This window comes from Pseudomonas sp. N-137 (genome assembly GCF_034555295.1).
Classification (GTDB): domain Bacteria; phylum Pseudomonadota; class Gammaproteobacteria; order Pseudomonadales; family Pseudomonadaceae; genus Aquipseudomonas; species Aquipseudomonas rhizophila.
In genome coordinates this window covers 361,892-377,801 of sequence record NZ_JAXUDQ010000010.1, presented here as the reverse complement: position 1 = coordinate 377,801, position 15,910 = coordinate 361,892, and the positions used below count along the sequence as shown (strand labels likewise).

The 15,910-nt window shown below is 61.7% G+C and carries 20 protein-coding genes; 7 read left to right on the top strand and 13 right to left on the bottom strand.

The features are described 5' to 3' along the window. Window positions 1–104: 104 nt before the first annotated feature. Window positions 105–959 carry an RNA polymerase sigma factor RpoH gene (gene rpoH, locus T3A99_RS11235; protein WP_003177476.1) on the top strand — a complete coding sequence of 285 codons (855 nt, stop codon included), beginning with the start codon at window positions 105–107 and terminating at the stop codon, window positions 957–959. Between the two features lie 198 nt (window positions 960–1,157). Here rpoH and mtgA read toward each other — a convergent pair whose 3' ends face one another. Then, entirely contained in the window at window positions 1,158–1,880 is a 723-nt protein-coding gene (gene mtgA, locus T3A99_RS11230) for a monofunctional biosynthetic peptidoglycan transglycosylase (protein ID WP_281459626.1), read from the bottom strand. 73 nt (window positions 1,881–1,953) lie between these two features. Here mtgA and T3A99_RS11225 point away from each other — a divergent pair, with 73 nt between their 5' ends. From T3A99_RS11225 to trmB, 4 genes are all read left to right on the top strand, one after another. Then, window positions 1,954–2,325, top strand: coding sequence for a DUF423 domain-containing protein (locus T3A99_RS11225; RefSeq protein ID WP_047226019.1), 372 nt, complete (start codon window positions 1,954–1,956; stop codon window positions 2,323–2,325). Between the two features lie 90 nt (window positions 2,326–2,415). Further along, window positions 2,416–2,616, top strand: a complete 201-nt coding sequence (thiS, locus tag T3A99_RS11220) for a sulfur carrier protein ThiS (RefSeq protein ID WP_160893822.1) — start codon at window positions 2,416–2,418, stop codon at window positions 2,614–2,616. Window positions 2,617–2,670: 54 nt separating this feature from the next. Next, complete coding sequence (locus tag T3A99_RS11215; protein ID WP_003177480.1) at window positions 2,671–3,465, top strand: thiazole synthase; 795 nt, start codon at window positions 2,671–2,673, stop codon at window positions 3,463–3,465. 9 nt (window positions 3,466–3,474) lie between these two features. Next, on the top strand, window positions 3,475–4,200 hold the full coding sequence (gene trmB, locus T3A99_RS11210; protein ID WP_047226017.1) for a tRNA (guanosine(46)-N7)-methyltransferase TrmB: 726 nt from the start codon (window positions 3,475–3,477) through the stop codon (window positions 4,198–4,200). A gap of 146 nt (window positions 4,201–4,346) precedes the next feature. On the opposite strand, the gene T3A99_RS11205 is transcribed toward trmB, so the two are convergent. The 9 genes from T3A99_RS11205 to T3A99_RS11165 all read right to left on the bottom strand — a co-directional run bounded on the left by T3A99_RS11205 (window position 4,347) and on the right by T3A99_RS11165 (window position 10,992). Next, the gene (locus T3A99_RS11205; protein ID WP_047226016.1) at window positions 4,347–4,670 is read right to left on the bottom strand and encodes a DUF3392 domain-containing protein; all 324 of its coding nucleotides are present in this window, start codon (window positions 4,668–4,670) and stop codon (window positions 4,347–4,349) included. Between the two features lie 17 nt (window positions 4,671–4,687). Beyond that, window positions 4,688–5,887 (bottom strand): radical SAM family heme chaperone HemW, encoded by a 1,200-nt coding sequence (gene hemW, locus T3A99_RS11200; protein WP_322834310.1) that lies wholly within the window; start codon window positions 5,885–5,887, stop codon window positions 4,688–4,690. Next, complete coding sequence (rdgB, locus tag T3A99_RS11195; RefSeq protein ID WP_047226014.1) at window positions 5,884–6,480, bottom strand: RdgB/HAM1 family non-canonical purine NTP pyrophosphatase; 597 nt, start codon at window positions 6,478–6,480, stop codon at window positions 5,884–5,886. Before rdgB ends, hemW begins: the two co-directional genes overlap by 4 nt. Beyond that, window positions 6,477–6,911 carry a DUF4426 domain-containing protein gene (locus T3A99_RS11190; RefSeq protein WP_047226013.1) on the bottom strand — a complete coding sequence of 145 codons (435 nt, stop codon included), beginning with the start codon at window positions 6,909–6,911 and terminating at the stop codon, window positions 6,477–6,479. The genes rdgB and T3A99_RS11190 overlap by 4 nt, the downstream gene beginning before the upstream one ends. A 25-nt stretch (window positions 6,912–6,936) precedes the next feature. Further along, entirely contained in the window at window positions 6,937–7,557 is a 621-nt protein-coding gene (gene metW / locus T3A99_RS11185) for a methionine biosynthesis protein MetW (RefSeq protein ID WP_047226012.1), read from the bottom strand. Window positions 7,558–7,564: 7 nt separating this feature from the next. Continuing rightward, window positions 7,565–8,704: a homoserine O-succinyltransferase MetX gene (metX, locus tag T3A99_RS11180; protein WP_047226011.1), complete on the bottom strand. Its 1,140-nt coding sequence runs from the start codon at window positions 8,702–8,704 to the stop codon at window positions 7,565–7,567. Between the two features lie 139 nt (window positions 8,705–8,843). Beyond that, entirely contained in the window at window positions 8,844–9,434 is a 591-nt protein-coding gene (locus tag T3A99_RS11175; protein ID WP_047226010.1) for a YggT family protein, read from the bottom strand. Window positions 9,435–9,444: 10 nt separating this feature from the next. Next, complete coding sequence (gene proC / locus T3A99_RS11170) at window positions 9,445–10,263, bottom strand: pyrroline-5-carboxylate reductase (RefSeq protein ID WP_322834309.1); 819 nt, start codon at window positions 10,261–10,263, stop codon at window positions 9,445–9,447. A gap of 42 nt (window positions 10,264–10,305) precedes the next feature. After that, window positions 10,306–10,992 (bottom strand): YggS family pyridoxal phosphate-dependent enzyme, encoded by a 687-nt coding sequence (locus tag T3A99_RS11165; protein ID WP_047226008.1) that lies wholly within the window; start codon window positions 10,990–10,992, stop codon window positions 10,306–10,308. 54 nt (window positions 10,993–11,046) lie between these two features. On the opposite strand from T3A99_RS11165, the gene T3A99_RS11160 reads away from it, so the two are divergent. Further along, on the top strand, window positions 11,047–12,081 hold the full coding sequence (locus tag T3A99_RS11160) for a type IV pilus twitching motility protein PilT (RefSeq protein ID WP_322834308.1): 1,035 nt from the start codon (window positions 11,047–11,049) through the stop codon (window positions 12,079–12,081). Window positions 12,082–12,225: 144 nt separating this feature from the next. On the opposite strand, the gene T3A99_RS11155 is transcribed toward T3A99_RS11160, so the two are convergent. Continuing rightward, window positions 12,226–12,837: a C40 family peptidase gene (locus T3A99_RS11155; RefSeq protein WP_322834307.1), complete on the bottom strand. Its 612-nt coding sequence runs from the start codon at window positions 12,835–12,837 to the stop codon at window positions 12,226–12,228. 249 nt (window positions 12,838–13,086) lie between these two features. On the opposite strand from T3A99_RS11155, the gene T3A99_RS11150 reads away from it, so the two are divergent. Continuing rightward, window positions 13,087–13,515, top strand: a complete 429-nt coding sequence (locus T3A99_RS11150; protein ID WP_047226005.1) for an NINE protein — start codon at window positions 13,087–13,089, stop codon at window positions 13,513–13,515. A gap of 121 nt (window positions 13,516–13,636) precedes the next feature. Here T3A99_RS11150 and T3A99_RS11145 read toward each other — a convergent pair whose 3' ends face one another. Both T3A99_RS11145 and T3A99_RS11140 read right to left on the bottom strand, forming a co-directional pair. Continuing rightward, window positions 13,637–14,908, bottom strand: a complete 1,272-nt coding sequence (locus T3A99_RS11145; RefSeq protein ID WP_076383024.1) for a dihydroorotase — start codon at window positions 14,906–14,908, stop codon at window positions 13,637–13,639. Further along, entirely contained in the window at window positions 14,905–15,909 is a 1,005-nt protein-coding gene (locus T3A99_RS11140; protein ID WP_047226003.1) for an aspartate carbamoyltransferase catalytic subunit, read from the bottom strand. The genes T3A99_RS11145 and T3A99_RS11140 overlap by 4 nt, the downstream gene beginning before the upstream one ends. Window position 15,910: the final 1 nt, after the last annotated feature.

Below are 15,910 nucleotides of genomic sequence, written 5' to 3'. Positions count from 1 at the left end.
GCGCGTATTGACCTTTCGGTTTTTGTGGGAACTTGTCCTACGGTTCCCGGTCAATTTTCGCAGTGCTGAACTGCACGAGTTATGTGAGTCGGAGGTTTTTTCGTATGACCACTTCTTTGCAACCTGCTTATGCTCTGGTCCCGGGTGCGAACCTGGAGGCTTATGTGCACACGGTGAACAGCATCCCTTTGCTGACGCCCGAGCAGGAGCGTGAACTGGCCGAGAGTCTCTATTATGAGCAGGATCTTGAGGCGGCTCGGCAGATGGTGCTCGCCCACCTGCGTTTTGTTGTACATATCGCCCGCAGCTATTCCGGCTACGGGCTGGCCCAGGCCGACCTGATCCAGGAAGGCAACGTCGGCCTGATGAAGGCGGTCAAGCGTTTCAACCCGGAAATGGGTGTGCGCCTGGTGTCGTTTGCAGTGCACTGGATCAAGGCGGAAATCCACGAGTTCATCCTGCGCAACTGGCGCATCGTGAAAGTCGCGACCACCAAGGCCCAGCGCAAGCTGTTCTTCAACCTGCGCAGCCAGAAGAAACGTCTGGCCTGGCTGAACAATGAAGAAGTCCATCGTGTGGCCGAGAGCCTGGGCGTCGAGCCGCGGGAAGTGCGCGAGATGGAAAGTCGCCTGACCGGCCATGACATGGCCTTTGACCCGGCCGCCGAAGCGGACGACGACAGCGCTTTCCAGTCGCCGGCCAACTACCTGGAAGACCACCGGTATGACCCGGCGCGTCAACTGGAAGACGCCGACTGGAGCGACAACTCCAACACCAACCTGCACGAAGCCCTGGAAGTGCTGGACGAGCGCAGCCGTGACATCCTTTACCAGCGCTGGCTGGCCGAGGAAAAAGCCACGCTGCACGACCTGGCGCAGAAGTACAACGTGTCGGCCGAGCGGATTCGCCAGCTTGAGAAGAGCGCGATGAACAAGCTCAAGGTGTCGATTGCGGCTTGACCTGCGCAACAGCCATAAAAAACGCCCCGATCAGTGATGATCGGGGCGTTTTTGTGTGTGCTCACTATTGGATTCGCCGCAGACCCCCTGTGGGAGCGAGCTTGCTCGCGATGGCGGCTTATCATTCAACATCGATGCTGCCTGACCCTCCGCCATCGCGAGCAAGCTCGCTCCCACAGTTGAATGTCGGTGTCTGGTCTACTGGGCCCAAGGCGCCCGCCGCGAATCATTGAGCCCCAGCAGGTAGCTGTCACCCCCCAACTGGCTCATCTGCCGGCGGATCCAGTTCGCGCGCCGCAGTACATAAGGGCTTGGGCGTGCGGCGCTCCATACCCGGGGGTTGGGCAGGACCGCCGCCAGCAGGCTGGCCTGTTGCCGGGACAATGCAGCGGCGCTTACCCCAAAGTGATGCCGCGCTGCGGCTTCGGCACCGAACACACCGTCATCCCACTCGACGCTGTTGAGGTACACCTCGAGGATCCGCTGCTTGGGCCAGAGTATTTCGATCAGCGCGGTAAACCAAGCTTCCAGGCCCTTGCGCAGCCAGCTGCGGCCCGGCCACAGGAACAAGTTCTTGGACACTTGCTGGCTGAGGGTGCTGGCGCCGCGAATCGAGCCGCCACGTCCGTTATGGGTAAGCGCGGCCTGGATCGCACCGAAGTCGAAGCCCCAGTGCTCTGGAAATTTCTGGTCCTCACCTGCGATTACCGCGATTTTGAGGTTGTCGGAAATCTGATCCCAGGGTTGCCAGGTACGCTGCAGGTCGATCGGCTCGCCACCGAACCAGGACTCAACCTTGCGCTCGATCATCAGCGCGGTGAACGGCGGCGGCACCACGCGAAACAACAGCACTAGCACAACGCTGCCGACGGCGAACCAGAGCAGGGCTTTAACGAATCGTCGAAACAATGAACGCAACATAGAGATGGCTTGGCCGAACCCGTCGAGCGGGCCATTATACAGACCCTGTCCACCGAGTCTGACTGGAGTTCTCATGCTGCGTAGTTTTCTGATGCTGGCTGCTTTTTTCGGCTTCACCGGCGTGGCACTGGGAGCGTTTGCCGCCCACGGCCTGAAAAATCGCCTGAGCGCCGATTACCTGGCGATCTTCCATACCGGCGTCACCTATCAGTTGGTACACACCCTGGCGTTGCTGGGCGTCGCGCTGCTGGCCACGCACATCCCCGGACGTATCGTCACCTGGGCCGGGATTTCGTTTGTCATCGGGATCCTGCTGTTCTCCGGGAGTCTGTATCTGCTGACGCTCACGGGCATCAGCAAACTGGGCATTATCACGCCGTTCGGTGGGGTGGCGTTCCTGATCGGCTGGTTGTGCCTGGGGCTTGCCGCCTGGCGGTTGGGCTGACCGCACGGTCCAATTCATGACGAATGGCTTGGGTCGTCCAGACTGATCGGGCTAGAATGCCAGCCCCTAAAAATGATGGCGGCATCCGGCATGCGCATTCAATTGAACGGCGAACCCCTTGATCTGCCCGACGGTGAAACCGTTGCGGCCCTGCTGACCCGTCTGGAGCTGACCGGACGCCGCGTCGCGGTGGAGCTCAATCTGGATATCGTCCCGCGCAGCCAGCACGCCGACACCACGTTGAACGATGGCGACAGCGTCGAAGTGGTCCACGCCATCGGCGGCGGCTAGTCCCTGCGGTTTTCCAGTATTTCGCAAGAACCTCACCCCAACAGAGGATTTCCCATGAGCATCGTTCGTAGCGACAAGCCCTTCGTCCTGGCCGGTCGTACCTACCAGTCGCGTCTGCTGGTTGGCACCGGCAAATACCGCGACATGGAAGAAACTCGCCTGGCCATCGAAGCCTCGGGCGCTGAAATCGTGACCGTTGCCGTGCGCCGCACCAACATCGGCCAGAACCCGGGCGAACCGAACCTGCTGGATATCCTGCCGCCAGATCGCTACACCATCCTGCCCAACACCGCCGGTTGCTTCGACGCCATTGAGGCCGTGCGCACCTGCCGCCTGGCCCGTGAGCTGCTCGACGGCCACAACCTGGTGAAGCTGGAAGTGCTGGCGGACCAGAAAACCCTGTTTCCCAACGTGATCGAAACCCTCAAGGCCGCCGAAACCCTGGTCAAGGAAGGTTTCGACGTGATGGTCTACACCAGCGATGACCCCATCATTGCCCGTCAACTGGCGGAAATCGGCTGCATCGCGGTGATGCCGCTGGCTGGCCTGATCGGCACGGGTCTGGGGATCTGCAACCCGTACAACCTGCAGATCATCCTGGAAGAAGCCAAGATTCCGGTGTTGGTGGATGCCGGTGTTGGCACCGCCTCCGACGCCACCATCGCCATGGAACTGGGCTGTGAAGCAGTGCTGATGAACTCGGCCATCGCCCATGCCCAGCAACCGATCCTGATGGCCGAAGCCATGAAGCACGCCATTGTGGCCGGTCGCCTGGCATACCTCGCCGGCCGCATGCCGAAAAAACTCTACGCCAGCGCCTCTTCGCCGCTGGATGGTCTGATCAAGTAAGAGCCATTGATGACTGAATCGAACGACACGCCTGTCCTCCCGGAAGAAGGCGAAGAGCGCCAACACCGCCGCATCAAGAGTTTCGTGATGCGCGCCGGGCGCATGACCGAAGGCCAGCAACGCGGCCTGGAACAGGGCACGCCGCTGTTTGTCCTGCCCCTGGCCGATGCGCCGGTGGACTTTGACCAGGTGTTCGGCCGCTCGGCGCCGCGCTCGCTGGAAATCGGCTTCGGCATGGGCCACTCGCTGCTGGAAATGGCCGCCGCGGCGCCGGAACAGGATTTCATCGGTGTGGAAGTTCATCGTCCCGGTGTGGGCGCGCTACTCAACGGCGTACTGACCCAAGGACTGACCAACCTGCGGGTCTACGACTGCGACGCCATCGAAGTGCTCAACCGCTGTGTGGCCGACAACAGCCTCGACCGGCTGATGCTGTTCTTCCCTGACCCATGGCACAAGAGCCGCCATCACAAGCGCCGTATCGTCCAGGCGTCGTTCGCTGAGTTGGTGCGCAGCAAGTTGAAGGTCGGCGGTGTGCTGCACATGGCCACCGACTGGGAACCCTACGCCGAGTACATGCTGGAAGTGATGAACGTCGCCCCGGGTTACCGTAACCTGGCCGAAGACGGCAAGTGCGTACCGCGCCCGGCCGAACGACCGATCACCAAGTTCGAACGCCGTGGCGAACGCTTGGGGCATGGGGTTTGGGATTTGAAGTTCGAGAAGGTGGCTTAAACACCAGAAGATCCTGCTGAGATGGGATCCCCTGTGGGAGCGAGCTTGCTCGCGATGAGGCCAAAACATTCAATATCAATGTTGACTGTCAGGCCGCCATCGCGAGCAAGCTCGCTCCCACATTTCGTTCTGTGCTACATCGAAAATCAGCGACGGTCAGCGACCACCCCAATCAACACCAGCACCACCAACAGCACCGGTGCCAGGCTGTAGTTGTTGAACTGGCTCAAGCCCCGGACGACCCACGGCGTGGCGTAGATCAAGGCCGCGCCGCTGCCGATCATGCACAGCAGGGCGATCAGCGGGACGCGCAAGGCCCCGGCAATATTGCCAAGGCGTTGTTCGACCCAGCCCTTGATGTCGGCACCAAACAGCACCAGCAGACAGCCTACCAATGCCAGGGAGATTTCCGACAGGTTGCTGCGGCTCCAGCGGGACACGGTGGCGAGCAGGTCGAGTACCAGATCCATGGGGTTTCCTTGTGTGATTAGCTCAAAAATTTCTGCAACAGGTCATTGAGAAACAACTGTCCGCGCTCGGTGGCTGCCAGACGTGCCGGTTCGACCCGCAACAACCCGCTTTGTTCGGCCTCGCGTCGGCCTTCAGCCAGACTCTGCAAAGGCAGGCCGGTGCGTTCTGGGTAGAGCCGCGCGTCCACACCTTCGGTCAGGCGCAGCGCGTTCATCAGGAACTCGAAGGGCAGTTCTTCATTGCTCAGGGTTTTCTCGCCGGCCAGGAAGCGTTTGGCTGGGTTGAGGTAGTCCTTGGGCAGGCGGGTTTTCCAGGTGCGCACAATACGCCCGTCCGGATGGCTGAGCTTGCCGTGGGCGCCCGCGCCGATGCCGATGAAGTCGCCGAAACTCCAGTAATTGAGGTTATGCCGCGCCGGTCGCCCGGGCTGGGCGTAGGCCGAGACTTCGTATTGGCTGTAGCCATGTTCGGCCAGCAGCGCTTGCCCGGCTTCCTGGATGTCCCACAGCGTGTCGTCCTCCGGCAAGGTCGGCGGCTGGTTCCAGAACACCGTGTTTGGCTCCAGGGTCAACTGATACCAGGACAGATGCGCGGGCTTCAACGCAATGGCCTGGCGCAAGTCGCTCAAGGCGTCGTCCAGGGACTGATCGGGCAGGCCATGCATCAGGTCCAGGTTGAAGTTGTCGAACCCGGCCTGACGGGCCATGCCGGCGGCGCGCACAGCTTCGTCACCGTTATGAATCCGGCCCAAAGCCTTGAGCTTGGCTTCCTGAAAGCTCTGGATGCCAATGGATAGGCGATTGATGCCCAGTGCCCGGTAAGCGACAAATTTCTCTTGCTCGAAGGTCCCTGGGTTGGCTTCCAGGGTGATTTCAATGTCATGGGCGAAGGGGATTCGCGCCTCGACACCTTTGAGCAGCCGGCCCAGGGCCTGGGCGCTGAACAGGCTTGGAGTACCGCCGCCGAAAAAGATCGAGCTCAGTTCCCGGCCATACACCGCCTGCAGGTCCTGGTCGAGATCGGCCAGCAAGGCGTCGACGTATTCTTCTTCCGGCAACTGCGGGCTGGCGGCATGGGAATTGAAATCGCAATACGGGCATTTGCGTACACACCACGGAATGTGGATGTACAACGCCAAAGGCGGCAGCACTGGCAGCGGTGCCCGAGGCGTTTGCGCACCGCCATGGATCAGAGGTGCGGGGGACTCATCGATCATTGCAGGCCCAGGCGTTGGCGCAGCAAAGCCATGGCGCGGGCGCGGTGGCTCAGCTGGTTTTTTTCCACCGGGCCCAGTTCGGCGCTGGAGCAGTTGCGCTCCGGCACCCAGAACAGCGGATCGTAGCCAAAACCGTGCTCGCCGCTGGCTTCGGTGAGAATGCGCCCGTGCCACAAGCCTTCGCAGAGGATCGGCAGTGGATCGTCGGCATGACGGACGAGGGCCAGGACGCAGACGAACTGTGCGCCGCGCTCGGCTTCGGGCACATCCTTGAGGGCCTCGAGCAGCTTGGCGTTGTTCGCCGCGTCGCCTTTGCCATCTGCGTAGCGGGCTGAATAGATGCCCGGCGCACCGCCGAGAAAGTCCACCGCCAGCCCGGAGTCGTCGGCCAGCGCCGGCAGGCCGGAAATGCGCGCGGCGTTGCGGGCCTTGAGGATGGCGTTCTCGACGAACGACAGGCCGGTTTCTTCAGGTTCGACCTGGCTGAACTCGCCAATCGAGCGCAGTTGCACCGACCCGCCGAGCATGGCCTGGAGTTCCTTGAGTTTGCCGGCGTTGTGGCTGGCCAGTACGAGTTGGGTGAAATTCATCATTCGCCGGGGAACAGTTCCTGGTTGAAGTTGAGGGTGTTGATCTTATCGCCCGTTTTCACCTGGATGTTGAAGGTGCGGGTTTCCTGCTGTTTCACCGGGTATTGGGCGATGTAATAGGTCGCGTTGGGTTCGGCCACCTCCTTGAAGTTCAGCGTGACACTGCTGCTGGTAAGGTCCTTGACTGTCCCGCTGACCTCGGCCTTCAAGGGTTTACCATCCTTGAGTACCGAAACGTTGATCACGCCCTGGGTCTTGTCGCGGATCAATCCGGCGGCGTCGGCAATATCCGGCGTCAGGAAGGTGGAATTGAAGGTGTTGTAATGCACGGTGATGTCGCCGAACACTTCCTTGCGATCGCTCTTGATGACATCCGCGGCCATGGCTCCGGCGCTCAGGCAGGCGGTAATGAGAAACAACGCTAGACGTTTCATGTCGTGCTCCTGGTAAGGCCGGGGTTCACACCGCGACCTGATGATCGGCAAGGCCTGGGCTGCTGACCCGATAGATGCCTATTTCACCTAACAGATTAGGCCATAGCTTGCTGGCCCACCCGTGGCGGTGCTGCTGGTCCACCGCCAGGCGATCGATGACCTTGGCTTGGCGTTCGCGGCACAACGCCTCAAAATCCTCGAAGGTGCAGAAGTGGATGTTCGGCGTGTTGTACCAGGTGTAGGGCAGAAATTCCGACACCGGCATGCGCCCCTTGCTCGCCAGGTACCAGCGGCAGCGCCAGTGACCGAAGTTGGGGAAGGTGATGATGCACTGGCGCCCGACCCGCAGCATTTCGTCGAGGATCTTGTCCGGGTAGTGCACCGCTTGCAGCGCCTGGGTCATGACCACGATGTCGAAGCTGTTGCTGGCGAAGTTGCCCAGGCCCTTGTCCAGGTCCTGCTCGATCACGTTTATGCCCTTGGCCACGCACTCGGCGATGTTGTCCGGGTCGTTTTCCAGGCCGTAGCCGGTGACTTGCTTGTGGTCGCGCAGCCAGGTCAGCAGTTCGCCGTTGCCGCAGCCCAGGTCGAGCACGCGGCTGCCGGCGGGGATCCATTCCTGGATGATGTCCAGATCGGCTCTCATGGCGTCCTCACAGCGTTATACGGTTCATGTAGTTGCCGAACGCCTGCAGGTAGCGCGGGATCGGGATCAGAAAGGCGTCGTGACCCTGGGGCGCGTCGATTTCCAGGTAGCAGACGTCCTTGCGGGCAGCCATCAGCGCGTCCACCAGCTCCCGTGAGCGGGCCGGGGAGAAGCGCCAGTCGGTGGTGAACGACATCACGCAGAACCTGGCGGTGGCGCCTGCAAAGGTTTTTGCCAGGTCATCGTCGAAGTTCGCCGCCGGATCGAAGTAGTCCAGGGCTTTCGTCATCAACAGGTAGGTGTTGGCATCGAAGCGTCCGGAGAATTCTTCGCCCTGGTAGCGCAGGTAGCTTTCCACCTGGAATTCGACGCTGTGGAAGTCGTAGTTGAGCTTTTCGCTCTTGAGACCGCGGCCGAATTTCTCGCCCATGGAATCATCGGACAGGTAGGTGATATGCCCGACCATCCGCGCCAGCATCAGCCCGCGCTTGGGAATCACGCCGTGTTCCTGGAACGAGCCGCCGTGGAATTCCGGATCGGTGAGGATCGCCTGGCGCGCCACTTCGTTGAAGGCGATGTTCTGCGCCGACAGCTTGGGGGCCGAGGCGATTGCCAGGCAGTGGCGCACACGGTCCGGGTAAGTGATGGTCCATTGCAGGGCTTGCATGCCGCCCAGGCTGCCGCCGATCACTGCGGCCCACTGGGCGATACCGAGGCGGTCCGCCAGGCGTGCCTGACTGTGGACCCAGTCTTCCACGGTCAGCACCGGAAAGTCGGCGCCGAAGGGCTTGCCGGTGTCCGGGTTGACGCTGCTGGGGCCGGTGGAACCGTTGCAGCCGCCGAGGTTGTTCAGGCTGACCACGAAGAACTTGTTGGTGTCGATGGGCTTGCCCGGGCCGATGCAACTGTCCCACCAGCCCGGCTTGCGGTCGTCGACACTGTGATAGCCGGCGGCGTGGTGATGCCCCGACAAGGCATGGCAGATCAGCACGGCATTGCTCGCCGTGGCATTGAGGGTGCCGTAGGTTTCGAAAATCAGGTCATAGGCTGGCAACGAACGACCGCAGGCCAGGGCCAGGGGCTCGCTGAAATGCGCCATTTGCGGCGTCACCAGACCAACGGAATCGGGGGGAAAGGCAGCTGGCATCGACCCTGCTCTCGTTGAAATGAGGCGTAAGTCTAAAGACCGCTGTGGCAAGCGGCAAGCAAAGGGCAGAGCTGATTGTCCGCCGCTTTACCCATGGTGAGGGAGCAAGCTCCCTCGCCATAGGAAAGGCTGCAGCGTTTTAGATCAGCAACCGCAGGATTTCCGGCATCATGGTCATCGCTGCCAGGTTGTTGATCACCAGCATGTCGATCAGCTTGAGCACCAGGAACGCCAGGATCGGCGAGATATCCAGCCCGCCGAGGTTCGGCACGATGCGGCGGAACGGTGCCAGCGCCGGCTCGCAGATCTGGTTCACCAGTTCGGCGCCCGGGTTGTGGCTGCCGGGAGCGACCCAGGACAGGATCACGCTGATGATCAGGGCGAAGAAGAAAATCTTCAGGAACAGCGCGGTCACGCCAATGATCGACCAGATCAGCAGTTGCAGCGGGTTGCCGGTGGTGCCGTAGGTCAGCAGCAGGGTCAGGGCCATCAGCGCCAGTTGCACGATGATTGCCAGTACCAGCGACGACATGTCCAGGCCGAACACGCTCGGAATGATCCGGCGCAGTGGCTTGAGCAATGGCTGGGTGGCCTTGACGATGAACTGGCACAGTGGGTTGTAGAAGTTGGCGCGCACCAGTTGCAGCACAAAGCGCAGCAGTACGATCAGCAGGTACAGGCTGCCGAGGGTTTGCAGCACGTAGACCGCTGCAGTGTTCAATCCGATCATGAATGGCTCCTTATTGGCCCAGTTGTTCGGCCATTTCGGCCGAGCGGTGCGCGGCGGCGCCGAGTGCTTTTTCCACCAGGGCTTCGAAGCCCCCGGCCTGGAACGATTTGATGGCGGCTTCGGTGGTGCCGGCTGGCGAAGTCACCCGGCGCCGCAGTTCGGCCGCATCGACATCGCTGGACACTGCCATGTGGGCGGCGCCCAGGGCGGTCTGCAACGTCAGTTTGGCGGCGGTTTCGCGCGGCAGGCCGAGTTTTTCACCGGCGGCGGTCATGGCTTCGATCAGCAGGAAAAAGTATGCCGGGCCCGAGCCGGACACGGCCGTCACCGCATCCAGTTGCTGCTCGGTTTCCAGCCACAGTGCCAGGCCTACGGCCGAGAGCAGCTCTTCGGCCTGCTGGCGCTGTTCGGCGGTCACTTGTGCGGTCGCGAACAGCCCACTGGCGCCCTGGCGCAGCAGCGCCGGGGTGTTGGGCATGCAGCGCACGATCGGCTGGGACCCGAGCCAGTTGTTCATGCTGGCGCAGGTAATGCCGGCGGCGATCGACACCACCATCTGATGGGGTTTGAGGCTTGGACGAATGGCCTCGCAAACAGTTTTCATCGCCTGTGGCTTGACCGCCAGCACGACGACGTCCGCGCCCTCGATGGCCTGGGCGTTGTCGGCGAACGTTTCGATGCCGTGCTCTGTGCTCACCCGGGCGCGAGTCTCGGCCCCCGGATCGCTGGCGCGGATCTGCGAAGCGTCCAGACCCTTGGCCCGCAGGCCGCCGATCAGGCTGGCGGCCATGTTGCCGGCGCCGATGAAGGCAATACGTGTGTTGCTCATGACAGGTCCTTGATTAGAGAGTTGAGTCAGCATGGCGTACGGCTAGCTACGGCTATAGTCGCGCGCACCAAACAGCGCGGTACCGATCCGCACCCAGGTGGCGCCCTGGGCAATGGCCGACTCGAGGTCATGGCTCATGCCCATGGAAAGGGTGTCCAGCGGTAGCTTCAGATCGGCTTGCAAGCGTTGAACCGCTGCGAAGGCGGCATCCTGGGCGGCACGCTCCTCGGTCGGTTCGGGAATCGCCATCAACCCACGCAGCTTCAGGCGTGGCAACGCGCTGATGGCGCTGGCCAGAGCGGGCAGGTCCGCCGCGGTGCAGCCGGATTTGCTGTCTTCACCGCTGACGTTGACCTGGATGCAGATATTCAGCGGCGGTAGGTCGGCCGGGCGCTGCTCGGACAGGCGTTGTGCAATTTTCAAACGATCCACGGAATGCACCCAGTCGAAATGTTCGGCGATAGCGCGCGTCTTGTTCGATTGAATGGGGCCGATGAAGTGCCAGATCAAGGGCAGGTCGGTCAGTTCGGCCTGTTTGCCCAGCGCCTCCTGCAGATAGTTCTCGCCAAAGTCCCGCAGGCCGGCGGCATAGGCTTCACGCAGGGCCTGGGCGGGCTTGGTCTTGCTCACCGCCAGCAGCTGCACGCTGTGTTCGTCGCGGTGGGCGGCTTGTTCGGCTGCGCGGATACGCGATCTAACCTGAGCAATGTTGTCTGCTATCGTGGACATTAAAGAAGCGCCAGCGGTGAGGTTCGCGGCATTCTACTGGAATTGAGGAGCGCTATGGATATCACTGAGCTACTGGCGTTCAGCGCCAAACAGGGCGCATCGGACCTGCACTTGTCCGCCGGGCTGCCGCCGATGATCCGTGTCGATGGCGATGTGAGGCGGATCAACCTGCCGGCCCTGGACCACAAGCAGGTCCATGAGCTGATCTACGACATCATGAACGACCGGCAGCGGGTAGATTACGAGAAGTTTCTGGAAACCGACTTTTCCTTCGACGTGCCGGGCGTCGCACGGTTCCGGGTCAATGCGTTCAACCAGAATCGCGGTGCAGGTGCGGTGTTCCGGACCATCCCGTCGAAAGTCCTGACCATGGAAGACCTGGGGATGGGCGATGTGTTTCGCAAGGTGACCGAGGCGCCTCGCGGGCTGGTGTTGGTGACCGGGCCGACCGGCTCCGGCAAGTCCACCACCCTGGCGGCGATGATCGACTACCTCAACACCCACAAACACCATCACATCCTCACCATCGAAGATCCCATCGAGTTTGTCCACGAGCCGCGCAAATGCCTGATCAACCAGCGCGAAGTGCACCGCGACACCCAAAGTTTCTCCACGGCCCTGCGCTCAGCCCTGCGCGAAGACCCGGACGTGATTCTGGTGGGGGAGATGCGTGACCTGGAGACCATCCGCCTGGCCCTGACCGCCGCCGAAACCGGTCACCTGGTGTTTGGCACCTTGCACACCACCTCGGCGGCCAAGACCATCGACCGGGTGGTGGACGTGTTCCCGGGGGATGAGAAATCCATGGTTCGTTCGATGTTGTCCGAATCCTTGCAGGCGGTGATTTCACAGACGCTGGTCAAGAAGATTGGCGGCGGCCGGGTCGCGGCTCATGAAATCATGCTGGGAACGTCGGCGATCCGTAACCTGATCCGCGAGGACAAGGTGGCGCAGATGTACTCGGCGATCCAGACCGGTGGGTCGCTGGGGATGCAGACATTGGATATGTGTTTGAAGGATTTGCTGAGCAAGGGGCTGATCAGTCGCGAACATGCGCGGGAGCGGGCGCGTACGCCGGATAACTTCTGAGGATCGGCCACAAAACCTCCTGTGGGAGCGAGCTTGCTCGCGATAGCGTTGGATCAGCCAACATTGAAGTTGACGGATGTACCGCTATCGCGAACAGGCTAGCTCCCACAGTTTGCTTGAACTGGCAAATGTGCCACTTTCAAATCAGCGCTGAACCAGCTGCATCCCTTTCGACTCTTTGGGCAGCACTCGCTTGGCAAGGACGTAGTGGCTGTTCCAGTACGGCTTGTTCAAGGTGTCGATGGTCACCGACTTGCCACGGCGCGGGGCGTGGATGAAGCGGTCGTTACCCAGGTAGATGGCCACGTGGTTGACCCGGCGGCTCTTGAGCTTGAAGAAGATCAGATCGCCGGGCTTGAGGTCCTTGCGATCGACCTTCTGGCCGTGACCGCTGGCCATCGCATTGGAAGTGCGCGGCAGGTCGAAGGTGGCATCGTTGAAGGCGTACTTCACCAGGCCGCTGCAATCGAAACCTTTGCTTGGGCTACTGCCGCCCCAACGGTAAGGTGTTCCCAGTACGTTCACGGCACGGCTCAAGACGTTGCTGCTTGTCTTGGCGGTCATGACCGGAACCAGCTTGCTATTGGCGGTGCTCAAACGCTGGGCGTTTCGCTTGTTCTTGCTCGAAGGAGCAGAAACATGGGATTGGGGGGTGTAGCCGTTGACGTTGGGAAGACGTTGCTCACGATTGGTGGCGTGGGCGGCCAGGGGCAATAATAGGCAAATGGTTAGCCATGTCTTGATAAATGGACGCATTAGGCAGGGCTCTTGAAGGTAAGCGCGCAACTTTATAACAGCTTTTTTTACTGTTCCGAGGCCGTTTGTCGAATCGCAACCCCAGGTGAAACCCGCATAATTGCGACATATTGACCTGATTGTCTGACAGAACCCAGACAGCACGGGGGTTTACCGGGTTCCTGACGCTGGAGACCGCTTGTCGGCAATCCATAAAAAAGTCACAAATAATCCGAACAAATTTATCTATCGAGGCAAAAGAGGCGATTCATGAACAGCTATCAGCAGGACGCTTTACGCGATACCCACAGCAAAGTGATCGGCTATCTCTTGTGGATTTTCGGCTTTACCGGCGCCCACCGCTTCTATTACGGCAAGCCGGTCACCGGCACGATCTGGTTTTTCACCTTTGGCCTGTTGGGCATCGGCTGGCTGATCGACCTGTTCCTGATTCCGGCCATGGATCGGGAGGCCGATCTGCGCTTCACCCCGGGTCCCCTCGAGTACAGCGTGGCGTGGATTCTGCTGACGTTTCTCGGTGTGCTGGGTGTGCACCGCATGTACCAGGGCAAATGGCTCACCGGCATCCTTTACCTGCTGACTGGCGGGGTGTTTTTCCTGGGGGTGCTGTATGACTTCTGGACGCTGAACGATCAGGTCTCGATTCGCAATGCGCAGAAGCGCGGGGCTTTTCACTAAGACCGAGTCGCCTGCATCGCGAGCAGGCTCGCTCCCACACTGGATCAAGGTGTTCACAGGTTATGTGTTCACCGAAGATCCCTGTGGGAGCGAGCCTGCTCGCGATAAGACCGACGCGATGTCAGGCCTGGTGAGTAATCCGCCCATCCATCAGCGTATAACGCACCACCCCCGGCAAACTGTGGCCAAGGAACGGGCAGTTGTCACCCTTGGAGCGCCAGGCTTCACCCGCCACAGTGGACGCCGCCGGGTCGAACAGCACCAGGTCCGCCGCCGCGCCCACTGCCAGTTTACCCACCGGTAATTGCAGCGCGTCGGCCGGGCCGTTGCTCAGGCGTGCGAGCAGGGTCGGCAGGTCCAGCAATCCGTCTTCCACCAGTGTCATGGCCAGTGGCAGCAACAGTTCGACACTGCTGATGCCCGGTTCCGTGGCGCCGAATGGTGCCAGCTTGGCATCGCGCTCGTGGGGCTGGTGATGGCTGGAGATGGCCGAGATCACCCCGGACTTCACAGCCTCGCGCAAGCCATCGCGGTCGGCGCGGGTGCGCAGCGGCGGTTGGACGTGATAGACGCTGTTGAAGTCGATCAGAGCTTCGTCGGTCAGGATCAGTTGGTACAGTGCCACATCGGCGGTGACGGGCAGGCCGCGAGCCTGGGCCTGGGCGATCAGTGCGGCGCCGCGGGCGCTGGTCAACTGGCTGAAGTGTGCGCGCACGCCGCTTTGTTCCACCAGCAGCAGGTCCCGGGCCAGGGCCACGGTCTCGGCGGTTTCCGGAATGCCCGGCAGGCCGAGGAAACTGGCGGTCGGGCCTTCGTGGGCCAGCCCGCCTTCAGCCAGATCGTGATCCTGGGAGTTGAAGATCACCGTCAGGCCGAAGGTCGCGGCGTATTCCAGGGCGCGGCACAGGGTGCGGGTATTGCGAAAACTGTTCAGGCCATTGCCGAACGCCACGCAACCGGCGTCGCGTAGCGCAATGAGTTCTGCCAATTGCTCGCCATCGAGGCCTTTGCTCAAGGCGCCGATAGGGAAGACCTTGGTGTTGCCGGCTTCGCGGGCGCGATCAAGGATCAGCTCGGCCACGGCCGAGGTGTCCAGTACCGGCTTGGTCTGCGGCGGGCAGCACAAACTGGTCACGCCACCGGCGGCGGCGGCCTGGGTTTCGCTGACGATACTGCCTTTGCGGCTGTAACCGGGTTCGCGCAGGGCGACGTTCAGGTCCACCAGGCCAGGGGCGGCCACCAGGCCTTGGGCGTTGAGGGTATCGACGGCGGTAAAACCGGCCGGAGCGGCGCCAAGGGCGACAATTTTGCAGGCATCGATATGGATGTCAGTCACTTGATCCAGGCCGCTGGCCGGATCGATCACGCGTGCGCCGAGAATGCTGAGCTTCACTGGGCGTTCTCCTGGTCGAATTGGCGCTGGGCCGTTTGCCCGCTCATGGCCATGGACAGCACGGCCATACGGATGGCGATGCCGTAGGTCACCTGGTTGAGGATCACCGAATGTGGTCCGTCGGCCACTGCCGACTCGATCTCCACCCCGCGGTTGATCGGCCCCGGGTGCATGACGATGGCGTCCGGCTTGGCCCCGGCCAGGCGCGCGGTGGTCAGGCCGAACAGGCGGTAGAACTCGCCTTCGCTCGGCAGCAGGCCGCCGGTCATGCGTTCGCGCTGCAGGCGCAGCATGATCACCACGTCCACGTCCTTGAGGCCTTCGGTCATGTCGGTGTAGACCTTCACGCCATACTGCTCGACGCCAATGGGCAGCAGGGTTTTCGGCGCGATCACGCGGATGTCCGGGCAGCCGAGGGTCTTGAGGGCGAGCATGTTCGAACGGGCCACCCGCGAGTGCAGGATGTCGCCGACGATAGCCACCGACAGGTTCTCGAAGCTGCCCTTGTGCCGACGGATGGTCAGCATGTCCAGCATGCCCTGGGTTGGGTGGGCGTGACGGCCGTCGCCGCCGTTGATGATCGCCACTTGCGGGCATACATGCTCGGCAATGAAATGCGCGGCGCCGGAATCACCGTGACGCACGACGAACATGTCGGCCGCCATGGCCTCGAGGTTGCGCAAGGTGTCGAGCAGGGTTTCGCCCTTGCTCGCCGAGGAGGTGGACACGTTCAGGGTGATCACGTCCGCCGACAGTCGCTGGGCCGCCAGTTCGAAGGTGGTGCGGGTGCGGGTGGAGTTTTCGAAGAACACGTTGCACACGGTCTTGCCGCGCAGCAACGGGACTTTCTTGACCGCCCGGGCCCCGACTTCGAGGAACGAATCGGCGGTGTCGAGGATTTCCGTCAGCAGCTCGCGGCGCAGGCCGTCGAGGGACAGGAAGTGCCGCAGCTGGCCCTGATCGTTGAGCTGTAGCGCTCGCTTGGTTTCGAGAGGCGTCATC